Origin of the sequence: Microbacterium lacus (assembly GCF_044794305.1) — a bacterium.
GTDB lineage: Bacteria > Actinomycetota > Actinomycetes > Actinomycetales > Microbacteriaceae > Microbacterium > Microbacterium lacus_B.
In genome coordinates, this window is record NZ_CP084996.1 from 168594 (window position 1) to 185005 (window position 16412).

At 65.6% G+C, this 16412-nt stretch carries 16 protein-coding genes; 9 read left to right on the plus strand and 7 right to left on the minus strand.

Annotated elements, in window-relative coordinates; genetic code table 11:
* Nucleotides 1-19 precede the first annotated feature (19 nt).
* The 8 genes from rapZ (at nt 20) to LG299_RS00860 (ending at nt 6523) form a co-directional block, all read left to right on the plus strand.
* Nucleotides 20-901, plus strand: a complete 882-nt coding sequence (rapZ, locus tag LG299_RS00825; protein ID WP_404432595.1) for an RNase adapter RapZ — start codon at nt 20-22, stop codon at nt 899-901.
* Nucleotides 902-969: 68 nt separating this feature from the next.
* A complete protein-coding gene (whiA, locus tag LG299_RS00830; protein WP_404432597.1) occupies nt 970-1947 on the plus strand; it encodes a DNA-binding protein WhiA in 978 nt (325 codons plus the stop codon).
* A 133-nt stretch (nt 1948-2080) separates the two neighbouring features.
* Nucleotides 2081-2707, plus strand: coding sequence for a superoxide dismutase (locus LG299_RS00835; RefSeq protein WP_404432599.1), 627 nt, complete (start codon nt 2081-2083; stop codon nt 2705-2707).
* Nucleotides 2708-2811: 104 nt separating this feature from the next.
* On the plus strand, nt 2812-3822 hold the full coding sequence (gene gap, locus LG299_RS00840; RefSeq protein ID WP_404432601.1) for a type I glyceraldehyde-3-phosphate dehydrogenase: 1011 nt from the start codon (nt 2812-2814) through the stop codon (nt 3820-3822).
* A gap of 8 nt (nt 3823-3830) precedes the next feature.
* Nucleotides 3831-5048: a phosphoglycerate kinase gene (locus tag LG299_RS00845; protein WP_404432603.1), complete on the plus strand. Its 1218-nt coding sequence runs from the start codon at nt 3831-3833 to the stop codon at nt 5046-5048.
* Nucleotides 5036-5854 (plus strand): triose-phosphate isomerase, encoded by an 819-nt coding sequence (gene tpiA, locus LG299_RS00850; protein ID WP_404432605.1) that lies wholly within the window; start codon nt 5036-5038, stop codon nt 5852-5854. The genes LG299_RS00845 and tpiA overlap by 13 nt, the downstream gene beginning before the upstream one ends.
* A 64-nt stretch (nt 5855-5918) precedes the next feature.
* The gene (gene secG, locus LG299_RS00855; RefSeq protein WP_404432607.1) at nt 5919-6167 is read left to right on the plus strand and encodes a preprotein translocase subunit SecG; all 249 of its coding nucleotides are present in this window, start codon (nt 5919-5921) and stop codon (nt 6165-6167) included.
* Nucleotides 6167-6523, plus strand: a complete 357-nt coding sequence (locus tag LG299_RS00860) for an RNA polymerase-binding protein RbpA (RefSeq protein ID WP_404432609.1) — start codon at nt 6167-6169, stop codon at nt 6521-6523. The genes secG and LG299_RS00860 overlap by 1 nt, the downstream gene beginning before the upstream one ends.
* A gap of 24 nt (nt 6524-6547) precedes the next feature.
* Here the strand turns inward: LG299_RS00860 and pgl are convergent, their stop codons facing one another.
* From pgl to tkt, 6 genes are read right to left on the minus strand one after another with little or no spacing between them, the layout of a single operon-like run.
* On the minus strand, nt 6548-7327 hold the full coding sequence (gene pgl / locus LG299_RS00865) for a 6-phosphogluconolactonase (RefSeq protein ID WP_404432611.1): 780 nt from the start codon (nt 7325-7327) through the stop codon (nt 6548-6550).
* Nucleotides 7320-8282: a glucose-6-phosphate dehydrogenase assembly protein OpcA gene (locus LG299_RS00870; RefSeq protein WP_404432613.1), complete on the minus strand. Its 963-nt coding sequence runs from the start codon at nt 8280-8282 to the stop codon at nt 7320-7322. The genes pgl and LG299_RS00870 overlap by 8 nt, the downstream gene beginning before the upstream one ends.
* The gene (gene zwf / locus LG299_RS00875) at nt 8279-9829 is read right to left on the minus strand and encodes a glucose-6-phosphate dehydrogenase (protein ID WP_404432615.1); all 1551 of its coding nucleotides are present in this window, start codon (nt 9827-9829) and stop codon (nt 8279-8281) included. The genes LG299_RS00870 and zwf overlap by 4 nt, the downstream gene beginning before the upstream one ends.
* A 12-nt stretch (nt 9830-9841) precedes the next feature.
* Nucleotides 9842-11464, minus strand: a complete 1623-nt coding sequence (locus LG299_RS00880) for a glucose-6-phosphate isomerase (RefSeq protein WP_404434758.1) — start codon at nt 11462-11464, stop codon at nt 9842-9844.
* A complete protein-coding gene (tal, locus tag LG299_RS00885) occupies nt 11461-12579 on the minus strand; it encodes a transaldolase (protein WP_404432617.1) in 1119 nt (372 codons plus the stop codon). The genes LG299_RS00880 and tal overlap by 4 nt, the downstream gene beginning before the upstream one ends.
* Nucleotides 12576-14654, minus strand: coding sequence for a transketolase (tkt, locus tag LG299_RS00890; protein ID WP_404432619.1), 2079 nt, complete (start codon nt 14652-14654; stop codon nt 12576-12578). Before tkt ends, tal begins: the two co-directional genes overlap by 4 nt.
* A 309-nt stretch (nt 14655-14963) precedes the next feature.
* Between tkt and LG299_RS00895 the strand changes: the two genes are divergently transcribed.
* Nucleotides 14964-15902, plus strand: coding sequence for a heme o synthase (locus tag LG299_RS00895; RefSeq protein ID WP_404432621.1), 939 nt, complete (start codon nt 14964-14966; stop codon nt 15900-15902).
* Nucleotides 15903-15969: 67 nt separating this feature from the next.
* Here the strand turns inward: LG299_RS00895 and LG299_RS00900 are convergent, their stop codons facing one another.
* Complete coding sequence (locus tag LG299_RS00900; RefSeq protein ID WP_404432623.1) at nt 15970-16389, minus strand: dinucleotide-utilizing enzyme; 420 nt, start codon at nt 16387-16389, stop codon at nt 15970-15972.
* Nucleotides 16390-16412 lie beyond the last annotated feature (23 nt).

Consider the following 16412-nt stretch of genomic DNA (forward strand, 5'->3'; position numbering starts at 1 on the left):
TGAACGCACGGGGGTGATCATGAGCGAAGTGTCTGGCGGGGAACCCGGCGAGGTGCTGATCGTCACCGGCATGTCCGGTGCCGGCCGCTCGACGGCCGCGAACGCACTCGAAGACCTCGACTGGTACGTCGTCGACAACCTTCCGCCGCAGATGTTGCGGCCGTTGCTCGACCTCACCGAGCTTGCGGCGGGAGCGCTGCCTCGAGTGGCGGTCGTCGTCGACGTCCGGGGGAGAGATCTCTTCCGTGAGCTCCCAGAGGTCGTGCGGGCTCTTCGTGCCCGCGGCCAGCTACGCGTGGTGTTCTTGGACGCCGCTGACGATGTGCTCGTTCGCCGCTTCGAGGCCGTTCGCCGGCCTCACCCACTGCAGGGCGAAGGGACGATCCTCGACGGCATCCTCCTCGAACGCGAGCGCCTCGCGGGTGTGCGCGAGAGCGCCGATGTCATCATCGACACCTCTGGGTACAACATCCACCAGCTGGCGACTGAGATCGTCGAGCTGTACTCGACGGATGGTGCTGCCCGTCACACCATCACGGTGATGAGCTTTGGCTTCAAGTACGGGCTGCCTCCCGATGCCGACATGGTCATCGACATGAGGTTCTTGCCGAACCCGTTTTGGAACGAATCCCTGCGCGCGCTCAACGGCAAGGACTCCGAAGTGCGTGAGTTCGTGCTGGCGCAAGAGGGCGCGAGCGAGTTCATCGACACCTACGCGCAGGCGCTCCGGCCCGTTCTCGAAGGCTTTCAGCGCGAAAACAAGCGGCACTCGGTGTTGGCCGTCGGGTGTACCGGCGGAAAGCATCGGTCGGTTGTCACAGCGGGCGAGATCGCTGAGCGCCTCGCGAGTGTCCCGGGCGTCGCGGTGCGTGTCAAGCACCGTGACCTCGGTCGCGAGTAAATCAGCGCGACCGCGCCCATCGCAGTAGGCTGGACGATCGTTCCCCCTTTCCATCCACGAGGAGATCCGTGTCGCTGACTGCTGATGTGAAAGCCGAACTGACCGCCGTGCGCGACCCGCGCCCGACTGCCAGGGTGGCCGAACTCACGTCTCTCTTGCGGTTCTCCGGGGGGCTGCACTCGATCGCGAATCGTGTGGCGGTCGAGGCCGAGCTCGACTCGGATGTGCTCGCGCGGCGCGTCGCCCGCGACCTCATGGAACTCTACGGAGTGCGTCCCGAACTCGTGCACGTGCAGGGTTCGGGCGGTCGGGCCGGCAGTCACTACGCGGTGCGCGTGATCGAAGGCGGTGAGACGCTCGCTCGACAGACCGGTTTGCTCGACCAGCGTCGCCGCCCGGTCCGTGGACTCCCGAACAAGCTCACCACCGGATCCCGCGCCGACCTGGCAGCGATCTGGCGTGGCGCGTTCCTTGCCGCGGGCGTGCTGACCGATCCCGGACGATCTGCCGCCCTCGAGATCACGTGCCCGTCCGGGGAGGCGGCGATGGCGCTGGTCGGTGCCGCGCACCGTCTCGGTATTCCGGCGAAGGCGCGAGAGGTGCGCGGAGTGCCGCGAGTCGTCGTCCGCGAGGGCGATGCGATCCGGGCCACACTGTCACAGATGGGCGCGGAGCGCGCCGCATCCGAGTGGGATCAGCTGCGCCAGCGCCGCGAGGTGCGGGCTGGCGTGAACCGTCTCGTCAACTTCGACGACGCCAACCTTCGCCGGTCTGCGCAGGCTGCCGTCGCCGCGTGCGCGCGGGTCGAGCGTGCGCTCGAGATCCTCGGCGACGATGTGCCCGATCACCTGCGCGAAGCGGGCGAGCTGCGCCTCGCGCACCGTGACGCGAGCCTCGATGAGCTCGGCCACCACGCCGACCCGCCGCTGACCAAAGACGCGGTCGCCGGTCGAGTGCGCAGGCTTCTCGCCATGGCCGACAAGAAGGCCGAGCTCGAGGGCCTTCCCGACACCGAGTCAGCGGTGCCCGTCGGCGTCGACGACTGAGCCACACACGGGCGTAGTCGCATGTGTGATGGGAAGCAACCCCGGTGCGCGAGCGTTCCGGATCAGTACAGTGGAAGTGTCATTCTCGTTGCACCGAGGGCTCTCGGCGCAACGCCGATAGGAAGAAGAGAACATGGCGAAATACTCGTTGCCCGAACTGCCGTACGACTACTCGGCGCTCGCTCCCCACATCAGCGCGACGATCATGGAGCTTCACCACTCGAAGCACCACCAGGCGTACGTGACCGGTGCGAACACCGCCCTGGAGCAGTTGGCCGCCGCCCGAGACGCGGGTGACTTCGCGAACGTGAACAAGCTCGAGAAGGACTTGGCGTTCAACCTCGGTGGTCACACCAACCACTCGATCTTCTGGACGAACATGTCGCCGAACGGTGGCGACAAGCCCACCGGTGACCTCGCTTCTGCGGTCGATGACCATTTCGGATCGTTCGACAAGTTCACGGCGCACTTCACTGCGGCAGCCATGGGCGTGCAGGGTTCGGGCTGGGCAGGACTGTTCTGGGACTCGATCGGCGAGAACCTGATCATTCAGCAGTTCTTCGACCAGCAGTCCTCGTTCGCTGCCGGAACCGTGCCGCTCCTGCTGCTCGATGTCTGGGAGCACGCGTACTACCTGGACTACAAGAACGTGCGTGCCGATTACGTCAAGGCGTTCTGGAACATCACCGACTGGGACAACGTCCAGACCCGCTTCGCGAATGCCCGTGAGAAGGCGTCCGGCCTGCTGGTACTGTCGTAGCAAGTGCAGGCGTCCCGGCAGGGTGACCTGCCGGGACGCCGTTGTCCACCGTCGGAATCGCATCACCACGCGCACTCGCGCACGACACTTCAGGAGAGAAATCCGTGACTGTCAAGATCGGCATCAACGGCTTCGGCCGCATCGGACGCAACTACCTCCGCGCGGCTCTCGCGCAGAACGCAGACCTCGAGATCGTGGCGGTGAATGACCTCACCGACAACAAGTCGCTCGCGCACCTGCTGAAGTACGACTCCGTGGGTGGCGTGCTCACCGAGGACGTCTCATACGACGAAGAATCCATCACCGTCGGTGGCAAGAAGATCAAGGTCTTCGAAGAGCGCGACCCCGCCAACCTCCCCTGGGGCGAGCTCGGCGTCGACATCGTCATCGAGTCGACCGGTCGCTTCACCAAGGCCGAAGACGCCAAGAAGCACGTAGCCGGTGGCGCCAAGAAGGTGCTCATCTCGGCTCCCGCGACCGGTGACGACGTCACGATTGTCATGGGCGTCAACGAGGGCGACTACAACCCCGAGACCGACGTCATCATCTCGAACGCGTCGTGCACGACGAACTGCTTGGCCCCGCTGGCGAAGGTCTTCAACGATGCCTTCGGCATCGAGCGCGGCTTCATGATGACCGCTCACGCCTACACGGCCGACCAGAATCTCCAGGACGGCCCGCACAGCGACCTGCGCCGTGCTCGTGGTGCCGCCATCAACATCGTTCCCGCATCGACCGGCGCCGCCAAGGCCATCGGTCACGTGTTGCCCGAGCTCAACGGCAAGCTGAGCGGCTCGTCCTACCGCGTGCCTGTGCCCACCGGCTCGATCGTCGACCTCACGATCGTGACGCCGACCGACGGTCTGACCGCCGAGCAGATCAACGCCGAGTACAAGGCTGCTGCCGCTGATGGTCGCCTAGCTGGCTACCTGCAGTACACCGAAGACCCGATCGTTTCGAGCGACATCCAGGGCAACCCGCACTCCTCGATCTTCGACGCCGAACTGACCAACGTCAGTGGCAATCTGGTCAAGGTTTCGGCCTGGTACGACAACGAGTGGGGCTACTCGAACCGTCTCGTCGACCTGACCGAGTACGTCGCCGAGCGACTCTGAGTCAGCTGATGGCTCTGCGCACCCTCGACTCGCTGGGGTCGCTCGCAGGCAAGCGGGTCATCGTCCGCTGTGATCTCAACGTTCCTCTCAAGGACGGCGCGATCACGGACGATGGCCGCGTGCGTGCGTCGCTTCCCACCCTCAACGCCCTCATCGCCCAGGGTGCCCGACTGGTGATCTGTTCGCACCTCGGTCGGCCCGATGGTGCGCCCGATGCGAAGTACAGCCTCGCGCCGGTCGCGCAGCGGCTCTCCGAGCTGCTGGGCAAGCCCGTCGCATTCGCACGCGACACGGTGGGGGAGTCCGCCAACGAAGCGGTTGCCGCCCTTGCCGACGGCGACGTGGCGGTCATCGAGAATCTCCGATTCAACCCCGGAGAAACAGCGAAGGATGACGCGGAGCGCGGAGCTTTCGCAGGCCAGCTCGCAGAGCTTGGAGACGCACTCGTGTCCGATGGCTTCGGTGTCGTGCACCGCAAGCAGGCGTCGGTCTACGAGCTGGCCGAGATCCTACCGTCGGCGGCGGGGCTCCTGATCGCCGCCGAACTGGACGTACTCGACCGACTGACTGAAAACCCCGAGCGCCCGTACACGGTTGTACTCGGCGGGTCGAAGGTCAGCGACAAGCTCGGTGTGATTTCGCACCTCCTGCCGCGCGTGGATCGCCTCCTCGTCGGCGGCGGGATGCTGTTCACCTTCCTGGCGGCCGAAGGGCACAGCGTCGGTGCGAGCCTGCTCGAATCCGACCAGCTCGAGACCGTTCGCGGCTATGTGAAAGCTGCCCAGCAGGCGGGCGTTGAGCTCATTCTTCCCACCGACGTCGTGGTGGCATCGAAGTTCGGGGCGGACGCTGAGCATGTCGTGACCGCCGCGGACGCCATCGAAGACACCCCCTTCGGTGCCTCCGGGCTTGGGCTCGACATCGGTCCTGACACCGCGGCGAACTTCGCCGAGTTGATCCGCACCTCTCGCACCGTCTTCTGGAACGGCCCGATGGGCGTCTTCGAGATCCCTGCGTTTGCCGCAGGTACGAAGGCCGTCGCCCAGGCCCTCACCGAGGTCGACGGGCTCTCGGTCGTCGGCGGCGGCGACTCCGCCGCGGCCGTACGTCAGCTCGGCTTCGCTGATTCCGACTTCGGTCACATCTCGACGGGCGGCGGAGCAAGCCTGGAGTTCCTCGAGGGTAAGAAGCTCCCCGGACTGGAGGTCCTCGGATGGCAGCTGTAGATCCGCAAGCGAGTGCTGCGCACCGCGGGCGCACGCCCCTGATAGCAGGCAACTGGAAGATGAACCTCGACCACCTTCAGGCGGTCGCGTTCGTCCAGAAGCTGCACTGGGCGCTCAAAGATGCCAAGCACGAAGACGGCACGGTTGAGGTGGCGGTCTTCCCGCCGTTCACCGACATCCGCACCGTGCAGACGCTGATCGATGCCGACAAGATCCCGTTCTCGCTGGGAGGGCAAGACCTCTCGGCCCAGGATTCCGGCGCGTACACGGGCGAGATCTCTGGCGCGTTCCTGAAAAAGCTCGACTGCGGGTATGTCATCATCGGTCACTCCGAGCGCCGTCAGTACCACGCCGAATCCGATGAGGTCGTTGCGTCCAAGGTTCAGGCAGCGCTTCGGCACGACCTCGCGCCGGTGATATGCGTCGGCGAGACGTTGGAGCAGCGCGAAGAGTCCGGGCCCACCGCTGTCTCGGTGGCTCAACTGCGGACGGCCGTCGAAGGGGTGCCTGCAGGTGCCGACATCGTCGTGGCCTACGAGCCGGTGTGGGCGATTGGCACGGGCGAGGTAGCCTCGCCTGGGCAGGCACAAGAGGTTTGTGCCGCCCTGCGCGCGGTGATTGCAGAGAAGATGGGTGAGGATGCTGCGGCCCGCACCCGCGTGCTCTACGGCGGTTCCGTCAAGTCGGCGAACATCGCGAGCTTCATGCGCGAGCCCGACGTCGACGGAGCCCTGGTCGGCGGAGCGAGTCTTCTGGTCGATGAGTTCGCGGCAATCATCAGATTCCAGAAGCACGTCGGCGTCTAAACCCCGACGTATACTTGATGTTTGTGCGATCGATGGAAGATCGCCGCGAAAGGCTTTCACCACTGTGCTGATTCTCGAGTTCGTCATGCAGGTGCTCCTGGGCATCACGAGTCTTCTGCTGACCCTTCTTATCCTCCTCCACAAGGGTCGCGGGGGTGGACTGTCCGACATGTTCGGCGGGGGCATGACGTCTGCGCTCGGTTCTTCCGGGCTCGCGGAGCGTAACCTCAACAGGTTCACCGTCGTGCTGGCACTCGCGTGGTTTGTCTCGATCGTGGCCCTCGGCCTGATCACGAAGTTCCAGGGGCTCTAATGGCTACAGGCGGAAACGCAATCCGGGGAACGCGCGTGGGCGCGGGCCCGATGGGTGAGCAGGACCACGGCTTCCACGCCGAGCGCATCTCGATCTCATACTGGGACGCGCTGGGTAACGAGACGGTCCGCTACTTTGCGGCCGGTATCGCTGAGGAAGAAATCCCCGATACCATCGACTCTCCGCACTCCGGCCTTCCGGCTGGGCGCGACAAAGAGAACCCGCCGGCGCTGGCCAAGGCAGAGCCGTACAAGACTCACCTCGCCTATGTGAAGGAACGTCGTACCGAAGAAGAAGCGGTCACGCTCCTCGACGACGCACTTCAGCAGCTTCGCGATCGTCGCGGTCAGGCGTAATCGCAGTTCGCAAGAGTCGCGGTCTCAGTACTCGCCGTCAATGAGTTCGGGTGGTACCTGACCGGCTGCAGCCTGGTCGACGAAGAAGACTGTTCGGAGCCGACCTTTGGCGCCTGCCGCAGGCACGCTCGCGTAGCTCGCGCCCGCCAGGGCCAGCCCGAGCGCAGCCGCTTTGTCGGCGCCGGTCAGCACCAGCCAGACGCGCTTGGATGAGTTGATCACGGGGCGGGTCATCGTGACCCGCTCGGGAGGAGGCTTGGGGGAGTTCCGCACGCCAACGACGGCCTGATCGACGATGAGTATCTCTCGCCGATCCGGAAAGAGCGAGGCGACGTGCCCGTCGGGGCCGACCCCGAGGAAGCAGATGTCAAACGACGGCCAGAGCTGCTCGTCCGAGCCGAACTCGGCGAGCTCTTGCCCGTATCGCAGGGCCGCCGCATCCAGTTCGATTCCCTCATCGCTCGCGGCAGCACTGTGGATGTTAGCCGCAGGAATGTCGATCGAATCGAGAAGAGCCGCGCGGGATTGCCCGTCATTGCGGTCGGCGTCGCCTGCGGGGACGAAGCGCTCGTCGCTCCACCAGAAGTGCACTCGCGACCAGTCGATCTGAGCGGTGCGCGGGTCGTGCGCGGCGGCGGCGAGAACCGCGGATCCCATCGAACCGCCGGTCAACGAAATATGGACCGTCTTGCCCGCAGAAGTGCGCTTGTGAACGCGATGCACGAACCGAGCGGCGACGGAACCCGCGAGAGTGGCGGGATCGACCTCAACGACCACCCGCTTCTCCCAGGAGTGCTCAGCCATTCTTCTCCTGCGTCTGCTCCGTTGCGGGCGGTCCCAAAAGCTCCCAGCCTTCGGTGATCACTCGACCATACAGGACGTCTGGATCGAGTCGTCGCAGCTCCTCCGCCAGGCACTCCCGCAAGGTGCGGCGAGGGAGCACGAGGTCGTGCTGCGGCTGACCAGGCTGCGTCAGACACGCGATCGCGGCCGACGAGCGCTCGAGCAGAACGTCACCGCTTTCGCGCACCAGTCGGACCGATTTGATGCCGTCAGACCACTCGCTGGTCGGCAAGTAGCGCCAATCGACGGGCACGTCGAGCATGAGTCGTAGCCACGCAGCCAGGAGGGCAGTCGAGGGCGATGTGCTCGCTCCCTGCACATCGACGGCCGTCACGGCTTCGTAGGGCGGCTGATCGAGCACGGCCGCCAACTGCTCACGCCAGTGGGTGAGGCGGGTCCATGCGAGATCCGTGTCGCCCGGCGCATGGTTCTTGCCGAGGGCAGCAACCCAGGCCGACGGGTCGGACTTGGTCGCAGCATCCGTAATGCGACGCTGTGCGATACGCCCGATCGACGTGGTCGACGGGGATTCGGGGGTTTTGTTGGGCCACCACACCACGACGGGAGCATCGGGAAGGAGGAGTCCGGTGACCAGGCTCTCGAGGTTGGAACTACCCGCTTCGCCGAAGGCGCGGAGTGTGATGACCTCGCTCGCGCCGGCATCGCCGCCGACGCGGATCTGCGCGTCGAGGCGCGAATCGGCATCCGCATCGTCGATCATGACCACGATGACGCGCATCGGGTGCTCGCGCGATGCATCGTTGGCTGCCTCGATGACTTCTTCGAGCGCTCCCTCACGGGTGAGGATCAGCAGCGTCAGCACGCGTCCGAGTGCGACGGCGCCGCCCTCTTCCCGGACGTTCACGAGCGCCCGCGAGATCTTGCTCACGGTGGTGTCGGGCAGATCGACGATCACGGTCGCCTCCAGGTGCGTCCATCGCGGGAGAGCATCTCATCCGCGGAATCCGGTCCCCACGAACCAGGGGCGTATTGCTCGAGCGGTCCGCCCTGCGCGGTCCAGAACTCCTCGATCGGGTCGAGGATCTTCCACGAGAGGTCGACCTCTTCGTGGCGGGGGAAGAGCGGCGGGTCACCCAGGAGGACATCGAGGATAAGACGCTCGTAGGCTTCGGGGCTCGCTTCGGTGAACGCGTGGCCATAGCCGAAGTCCATCGTCACATCGCGCACCTGCGCGCCCGCGCCGGGCACCTTCGAGCCGAAGCGAATCGTCACACCCTCATCGGGCTGCACACGGATCACGAGGGCGTTCTGGCCCTGACCCGAGGTCTGACTGCGTGAGAACAGCTGCTCAGGGGCGCGCTTGAACACGACGGCGATCTCGGTGACACGGCGACCGAGGCGCTTGCCGGTGCGCAGGAAGAACGGCACTCCCGCCCAACGCCGTGTGTTCACCTCGAGGGTGATGGCGGCGTAGGTCTCGGTGGTGGACTCGGGGTTCATCCCGTCCTCTTCGAGGAAGCCGAGCACCTTCTCGCCGCCCTGCCAGCCGCCGGCGTACTGACCGCGCGCGGTCGAGCGTGCCAGATCCTTCGGCAGGGTGACAGCCGCAAGTACCTTCTCTTTCTCGGCACGAAGGTTCTTGGCGTCGAACGAGATCGGCTCTTCCATTGCGGTGAGCGCCATGAGCTGCAAAAGGTGGTTCTGAATGACGTCGCGCGCGGCGCCGATGCCGTCGTAGTACCCCGCACGACCGCCGACGCCGATGTCTTCGGCCATGGTGATCTGCACGTGATCGACGTAGTTCGCATTCCAGATCGGCTCATACAACTCGTTTGCGAAGCGCAGGGCCAGGATGTTCTGGACCGTTTCTTTGCCGAGGTAGTGGTCGATTCGGAAGATCGAGTCGGTGGGGAACGCGGAGCGCAGCGCGTCGTTGAGCGCCTGAGCGGATGCGCGGTCGTGACCGAACGGCTTCTCGATCACGACGCGACGCCAGCGCTCAGGCTGGTCGGCGGTGTCGTCGACCAAACCGGACGCCTTCAGCTGCTCGGCGACCAGCGGGAAATCCTTGGGCGGGATCGAAAGGTAGAACGCGTGGTTGCCCATCGTGCCGCGCTCGGCGTCCAACGCATCTACGGTCTCGCGCAGCCGGCGGAACGCATCGGCGTCGTCGAATTTGCCCGAGACGAAGCGGATGCCCTGAAGCAGCTGCTGCCACGTCTCTTCGCGGAACTCGGTACGCGAGTGGGCTTTCACCGCGTCCTTGACGACCTGCGCGAAGTCCTGGTCTTCCCAGTCGCGGCGAGCGAAACCCACCAGCGCGAAGCCCGGCGGAAGCAGGCCTCGATTGGCGAGGTCGTATACCGCCGGCATGAGCTTCTTGCGCGAGAGATCGCCGGTCACGCCGAAGATCACCAGTGCCGAGGGGCCTGCGATGCGATTGAGTCGGTGGTCTTCAGGGTCGCGGAGCGGATTGCTCCCGCGTGAGATCTCCACGGTCATGCCGGTCTACTCCTACTGCGTTGCTTCGAAAAGCGTCATGACGTCGGCCTGCGCGTCGGTGAGCGTCACAGTGACGACCGGTCGGCCGTGCTCGTCTGCGAGGACGCTCGCGTCGCCCGCGGCCTGGGCCGCGATCAGCTGACTGAAGGTGAACGGGCGTCCGGGAATCTCGAGGTCGACGTCGGTCTGCTCGAGAATCTGGAGGAAGACGCCGTTCGCCGGTCCGCCCTTGTGATACTGGCCTGTGGAGTGCAGGAACCGGGGCCCCCACCCGAAGGTCGTGGGTCGTCCGGAGTCCGCAGCGGCGAGCTCACGCAGGCCCTGAAGCTGGGGGAGTCGCGTGCGGTCGACGTAGGCCTGTACCGAGACGTAGCCGCCCTCGGGAATGCGCGCCCACAGTGCGTCGAGCACGCCGGCGAGTGTTCCGGATGCGGCAAGCTCGGGGTCCGACACACGCACCTCGACACCGTCCGACGCAAAAGCGGCGGGAGTGATCTCAGGGCGTACATCGAGCAAGCCCCGGCTCGCGATCTTCGCGGACTCGACGTCGGGCTGGTCGAAGGGGTTGATGCCCAGCATCCGTCCGGCAATCGCCGTCGCGTACTCCCAGACGAGAAGTTGCGCGCCGAGCGACCCGCTGATGAGCACTTCGCCCTCGTGACGCTCACGGAAGTGGAACTCGTTCGCCTCGTCGACGATCCGCACGATCTGCAGGTCGTCCGGCTTCGATTCGAGTTCGGGCGAAACGGGAAGAAGGACGACGGGCAGGATGCCGGTGCCGGACTTGCCCGTGGACTCAGCGACGAGCTGCTCGATCCAGTCGGGGAGCCCGACGATGTGGGTGCCGTCAGTGATGAGTCCCAGCTTGTCGCGGCGGGATTGGCCACCGGCGATGGCGGCGGCAAGCACGAGCGCCGGGTTCTCGGGCGAATCTATCGCGACCTCGAGCAGGGTGGCCTCAGCCTCGTCGAGGAGCTCCGAGATATCAGCGCCAGCCAGGCCCGAGGGGACGAGTCCGAACGCCGTGAGGGCCGAGTATCGCCCGCCGACCGTGGGGTCGGCGTTGAAGACGCGATAGCCTTCTGCGCGAGCCGCGACATCGAGCGGTGAACCGGGGTCGGTCACGACGATGATGCGACCGAGCGGGTCGATGCCGAGATCGCGGAACGCTGCCTCGAAGGTGCGCTTCGCCGAGTCGGTCTCGACCGTCGAACCCGACTTCGACGAGACGACGAGCACGGTCTGGGCGAGCCCGCCCGACTCGGAGTCGCCGTCGATGGCGGCGAGGACCTGCCCGGGAGCGGTGGAGTCGAGGATCACCAGCGGGACGCCGGCGGTCTGGGTGATGACCTCGGGTGCGAGCGATGACCCGCCCATGCCGGCCAGGACGACGCGGGTGACGCCCGCCGCGACGAGCTCGGCGCGAAGAGCCGTGATCTCGACCACGAGCGGACGCGACACACTGACCGCCTGGACCCATCCGAGGCGCTGGGATGCCTCTTCTTCGGCGTCGGGACCCCACAGCGTGGGGTCCTCTGCCGTGATTCCCGAAGCGACGAGATCAGCGACCAGTGCGGGCAGTGTCTGTTCGACGACGGACTTCACTCGTCCGGTGAGGTGGATCTCAAAGCTCATCGCGAGCCGTTCGACGCTTCGGTCAGCGCCGTCGTGACGGTCGCCTGAAGGTCGTGCCACGAGGCGATGAACTTCTCGACACCTTCGTCCTCGAGTACCTGTGTGACGTCGGTCAGGTCGACACCGACCGCGGCCAGAGCGTCGAACGCGGCGTGCGCGTCGGCGTAGTTGCCTGTGATGGTATCGCCGGTGACCACTCCGTGGTCGAACGTCGCCTGCAGCGTCTTCTCGGGCATGGTGTTGACGGTGCCGGGTGCGACGAGCTCGGTGACGTACAGCGTGTCGGGGAGTGCGGGGTCTTTGACGCCGGTGGATGCCCACAGCGGTCGCTGGATGTTCCCACCCAAGGCGAGAAGGTCTTGTGCGTTCTTCTCGGCGAACTTCTGCTCGAAGAGTTCGTACGCGAGTCGCGCGTTGGCGACACCCGCCTTGCTCTTGAGCGCGAGTGCCTCATCGGTTCCGATCGCGGTCAGGCGGTTGTCGACCTCGGTGTCGACGCGGGAGACGAAGAACGAGGCAACCGAGTGGATCGACGAGAGGTCGAAGTCTGCGCTGTGTGCGCGAGCCAGCCCCGCAAGGTACGCGGCGATGACCTCGGCGTAGCGCTCGAGCGAGAAAATGAGCGTCACGTTGACCGAGATTCCGGCGGCGATGACTTCGGTGATCGCCGGAAGGCCCGCCTTCGTTGCGGGAATCTTGATCAACACGTTGGGGCGATCGACGGACGCGTACAGTGCCTTCGCCTCGACGATGGTCGCTTCGGTGTCGTGTGCGAGATCGGGGGAGACCTCGATCGACACACGGCCGTCCACCCCCTTTGTCGAGTCGTACAGCGGACGGAAGATGTCGCACGCGTCGCGCACGTCGGTCGTCGTCAGCGCGAAGATCGTCGCGTCCGTGTCGGAGCCCTTCGCGGCCTGCGCAGAGATCGCCTCTTCGTAGCCGATGCCGGCCGAGATCGCCGCCTGGAAGATCGACGGGTTCGTCGTCACACCGACCACGTCGCGCGTGTCGATGAGTTCTTGCAGGTTGCCTGTGGTGATGCGCTGGCGCGATAGGTCATCCAGCCAGATGCTGACGCCGGCGGCCGAGAGGTCTGCGGTGGGGGTGGTCATGCGTTGTTCTCCTTGACACTTTCGCGCGCCGCTTCCACGACCGCTTCGGCGGTGATGCCGAATTTCTCGAACAGGGTCTTGTAGTCGGCGGATGCGCCGAAGTGCTCGATCGATACCGAGCGGCCTTTGTCGCCGACGATGTCGCGCCAGGTGAGCGCGATTCCAGCCTCGACCGACACGCGGGCTTTCACGGCCTTGGGGAGGACGCTTTCGCGGTAGGCCGCATCCTGCTCAGCGAACCACTCGAGCGAGGGCGCCGAGACGACCCGCGCGTTGATTCCTTCGGCGGCGAGCGTTTCGCGGGCGGCGACGGCGAGCTGCACCTCGGAGCCCGTCGCGATCAGGATCACGTCGGGCGTGCCTGCGGGGGCGTCGATGAGGACGTAGGCGCCCTTCGCCACTGCGTCGGTGGTTGCGAATCCGTGTTCTCCGCGCGGGAACACCGGAATGTTCTGGCGCGTGAGCGCGATTCCTGCGGGGCCGGCCTGGCGGCGGACTATCTCGAGCCACGCAGCGGCGGTCTCGTTGGCGTCTGCCGGACGGACCACGGCAAAGTTCGGGATGGCGCGCAGTGCCGCGAGCTGCTCGATCGGCTGGTGTGTCGGACCGTCTTCGCCGAGGGCGACGGAGTCGTGCGTCCAGACGAAGATCGACGGGATGTCCATCAGCGCGGCCAGGCGCACTGAGGGGCGCATGTAGTCGCTGAAGATCAGGAACGTACCGCCGAAGGCCCGGGTGGGCCCGTGCAGGACGATGCCGTTGACGATCGCTCCCATCGCGTGCTCGCGGATGCCGAAGTGCAGCACGCGACCGTACGGGTCGCCGCTCCACTCGTGGGTCGACCACTGCGCCGGGATGAACGAGCGGGCGTCCTTGATCGTGGTGAGGTTCGACTCGGCGAGGTCGGCCGAGCCGCCCCACAGTTCGGGCAGCTGCGCGGCAAGCGCGTTGATGACGGTGCCGGATGCGGCACGGGTCGAGACCTCTTTGCCGGACTCGAAGGACGGAACCGAGATGTCGGCGGGGAGCTCGCCGGACTCCAGGCGGTCCCACAGGGCCTTGGACTCGGGATTCGCGGTGGCCCAGGCATCCCACCCGGTCTGCCATTCCGCGCGCGTCTCTGCCCCGCGCTCGGCGAGCGAGCGCGTGCGCTCGATCACGTCGTCTGCGACGACGAAGGATTTCTCGGGATCGAACCCGAGGACCTTCTTGGTGGCGGCCAGTTCGTCTGCGCCGAGCGCCGAACCGTGGATCTTGCCGGTGTTCTGCTTGCCAGGCGAGGGCCAGCCGATGATCGTTTTCAGGATGATGATCGACGGCTTGTCGGTCTCGCTCTGCGCGGCCTCGAGGGCGGAGTTCAGCGCGGCCACGTCTTCGACGTACTCGCCGGTCTTCTTCCAGTCCACGGTCTGGACGTGCCAGCCGTAGGACTCGTAGCGCTTCGCGACATCTTCGGTGAAGGCGACGTTGGTGTCGTCCTCGATCGAGATCTGGTTGGAGTCGTAGATCGCGATCAGGTTGCCGAGCTCCTGGTGGCCGGCGAGGGAGGATGCCTCGGAGGTCACACCTTCCTGCAGGTCACCGTCGCTCGCGATCACGTAGATGAAGTGATCGAAGGGACTCGTACCGGGGGCGGCCTCCGGGTCGAACAGTCCGCGCTCGTAGCGAGCGGCGTAGGCGAAGCCCACGGCCGAGGCCAGTCCCTGGCCGAGCGGACCTGTGGTGATCTCGACACCCTTGGTGTGGCCGTACTCGGGGTGACCCGGAGTCAGGGAACCCCACGTGCGCAGCGCCTTGAGGTCATCGAGTTCGAGGCCGAAGCCACCGAGGTAAAGCTGGACATACTGCGTCAGCGACGAGTGGCCGGCCGACAGGATGAACCGGTCGCGCCCCGCCCAATGGGTGTCTTGAGGATCGTGGCGCATCACCCGCTGATACAGGAGGTACGCCGCAGGAGCGAGGCTCATAGCGGTGCCGGGATGGCCGTTGCCGACCTTCTCCACAGCATCCGCCGCAAGCACGCGAGCGGTGTTCACCGCGCGCTCATCGATTTCATCCCAACGCAGATCGGACACCAGGTCGCCTCTCTCATTGTGCGCCCAGACGTCACCGTTCCGCGGCCCTCGAGTAGGCGAGGGGGAGTCGGCGCGGGGCGCGCGTGTTCGTTTCAGCATAGCGAAGGGCTATGCCGCTCCGGCTATGCGAAGTGTCTGTGTGACAAACCATTGCGCGCCCGTCGCCGCCCTCTGTATCATCGCGGAGTCGCCGCCGTGACATTCTCCTCACGCGGGCTAGTGGCCGTTTGTGAGGGTCGGCGTCGCGGTCGGGCTCGGCGTCAATGCCTTAGACTTGGGCGGGTTCCAAGAGCGGCGATTGCGGGGGCGATGGACATCACCACAACGGTTGGTACTGGGGCATCCCCGGTCCGACACGAACAGAGCCGCACCTTCGGACGCACGCTACGGGCCTACATCGCGCTCACAAAGCCACGCGTACTCGAGTTGCTGCTGGTGACCACGGTCCCGGTGATGATCCTCGCCCAGGGCGGGTTGCCCAACCTCTGGCTGGTGCTTGCAACGGTCATCGGCGGCTCGCTGAGCGCAGGCTCGGCCGCAGCGTTCAACATGTACCTCGACCGCGACATCGACGCCCACATGCAGCGCACCGTGAACCGGCCGCTGGTCACCGGTGAAGTCTCACCCCGCGGCGCCTTGGTCTTCGCATGGACGCTGGCTGTGGCATCCACCATCTGGTTGCTCGTCACGACGAACTGGCTCGCCGCCGCACTGTCGGCCGGGGCGATCTTCTTCTACGTCGTGATCTACACGATGATCCTCAAGCGCCGCACCGAGCAGAACATCGTCTGGGGAGGCATCGCCGGGTGCTTCCCTGTTCTGATCGGCTGGAGCGCGGTGACGGGTTCGCTTGCGTGGCCGCCGGTCATCCTCTTCGCGCTGGTGTTCCTGTGGACGCCGCCCCACTACTGGCCGCTGTCGATGAAGTACAAGGAGCAGTACGAGAACGTTCACGTGCCCATGCTGGGCGCGACGCGTGATGGCTCGCAGGTCGGGCTTCAGGTCATCCTCTATGCGTGGGCGACGGTGGTCTGCTCGCTCCTGCTTATTCCCGTTGCCGGAATGGGGCTGGTTTACACGGTCTCGGCGCTGGTCTTCGGCGGCTGGTTCATCTATGAATCGCACCGCCTTTACAACCGCGCAGTGCGCGGGACGGAGCCGCGCCCGATGCGAGTCTTCCACGCATCAATCACGTACCTCACCCTGATCTTCGTCGCGATCGCGATCGACCCGCTACTTCCCTTCTAAAGGCAGAAGACCGGAGATCCCCTGAGTCAGGGCGATCTCCGGCCTTTCGTTGGTCGGAAGAGGTGGCTCAGCGCGTGGGCTCGGCGACGGGCTGCTCGACGACGGGCTCTTCGACCAAGGCCTCTTCACCCAAGGACTCTTCGGCGACCGGCTCGTCGATGACAACCTCGTGATCGTCGTTTTCGTCTGCGTCGGCTACGGGTTCGAAGACCTCAATGGGCGTTGCGGGCATCAGGCTGCGGACGACAGCGAGGCCGAGAACGGTGACGAGACCGATCAGTCCGGCCGCGATCAACGCACCGCCGACGACGATCCACGACTGTCCCACGTAGACCTCGACACCCGTCGCGGTGCCGGCGAGCAGTGCCGTCGACATGACTCCGATCTTGTCGACCACGAGCAGAGCGCCTGCGATCACGCTGGCGAGCGACCCCGCAAGAAGGATCCAGAACGGGATGCTGCGGACAAGGCTGGGGCGAAGTGCCATGGGTGAATCTCCAAAGGTTTGCG

Bases quoted from the DNA above. Each gene is read 5' to 3' on its own strand.
- tpiA (WP_404432605.1), top strand. From the start codon at position 5,036: ATGGCAGCTGTAGATCCGCAAGCGAGTGCTGCGCACCGCGGGCGCACG.
- LG299_RS00880 (WP_404434758.1), bottom strand. From the start codon at position 11,464: ATGAGCTTTGAGATCCACCTCACCGGACGAGTGAAGTCCGTCGTCGAA.
- LG299_RS00860 (WP_404432609.1), top strand. From the start codon at position 6,167: ATGGCTACAGGCGGAAACGCAATCCGGGGAACGCGCGTGGGCGCGGGC.
- rapZ (WP_404432595.1), top strand. From the start codon at position 20: ATGAGCGAAGTGTCTGGCGGGGAACCCGGCGAGGTGCTGATCGTCACC.
- pgl (WP_404432611.1), bottom strand. From the start codon at position 7,327: ATGGCTGAGCACTCCTGGGAGAAGCGGGTGGTCGTTGAGGTCGATCCC.
- zwf (WP_404432615.1), bottom strand. From the start codon at position 9,829: ATGACCGTGGAGATCTCACGCGGGAGCAATCCGCTCCGCGACCCTGAA.
- tal (WP_404432617.1), bottom strand. From the start codon at position 12,579: ATGACCACCCCCACCGCAGACCTCTCGGCCGCCGGCGTCAGCATCTGG.
- LG299_RS00895 (WP_404432621.1), top strand. From the start codon at position 14,964: ATGGACATCACCACAACGGTTGGTACTGGGGCATCCCCGGTCCGACAC.
- LG299_RS00835 (WP_404432599.1), top strand. From the start codon at position 2,081: ATGGCGAAATACTCGTTGCCCGAACTGCCGTACGACTACTCGGCGCTC.
- LG299_RS00900 (WP_404432623.1), bottom strand. From the start codon at position 16,389: ATGGCACTTCGCCCCAGCCTTGTCCGCAGCATCCCGTTCTGGATCCTT.
- LG299_RS00845 (WP_404432603.1), top strand. From the start codon at position 3,831: ATGGCTCTGCGCACCCTCGACTCGCTGGGGTCGCTCGCAGGCAAGCGG.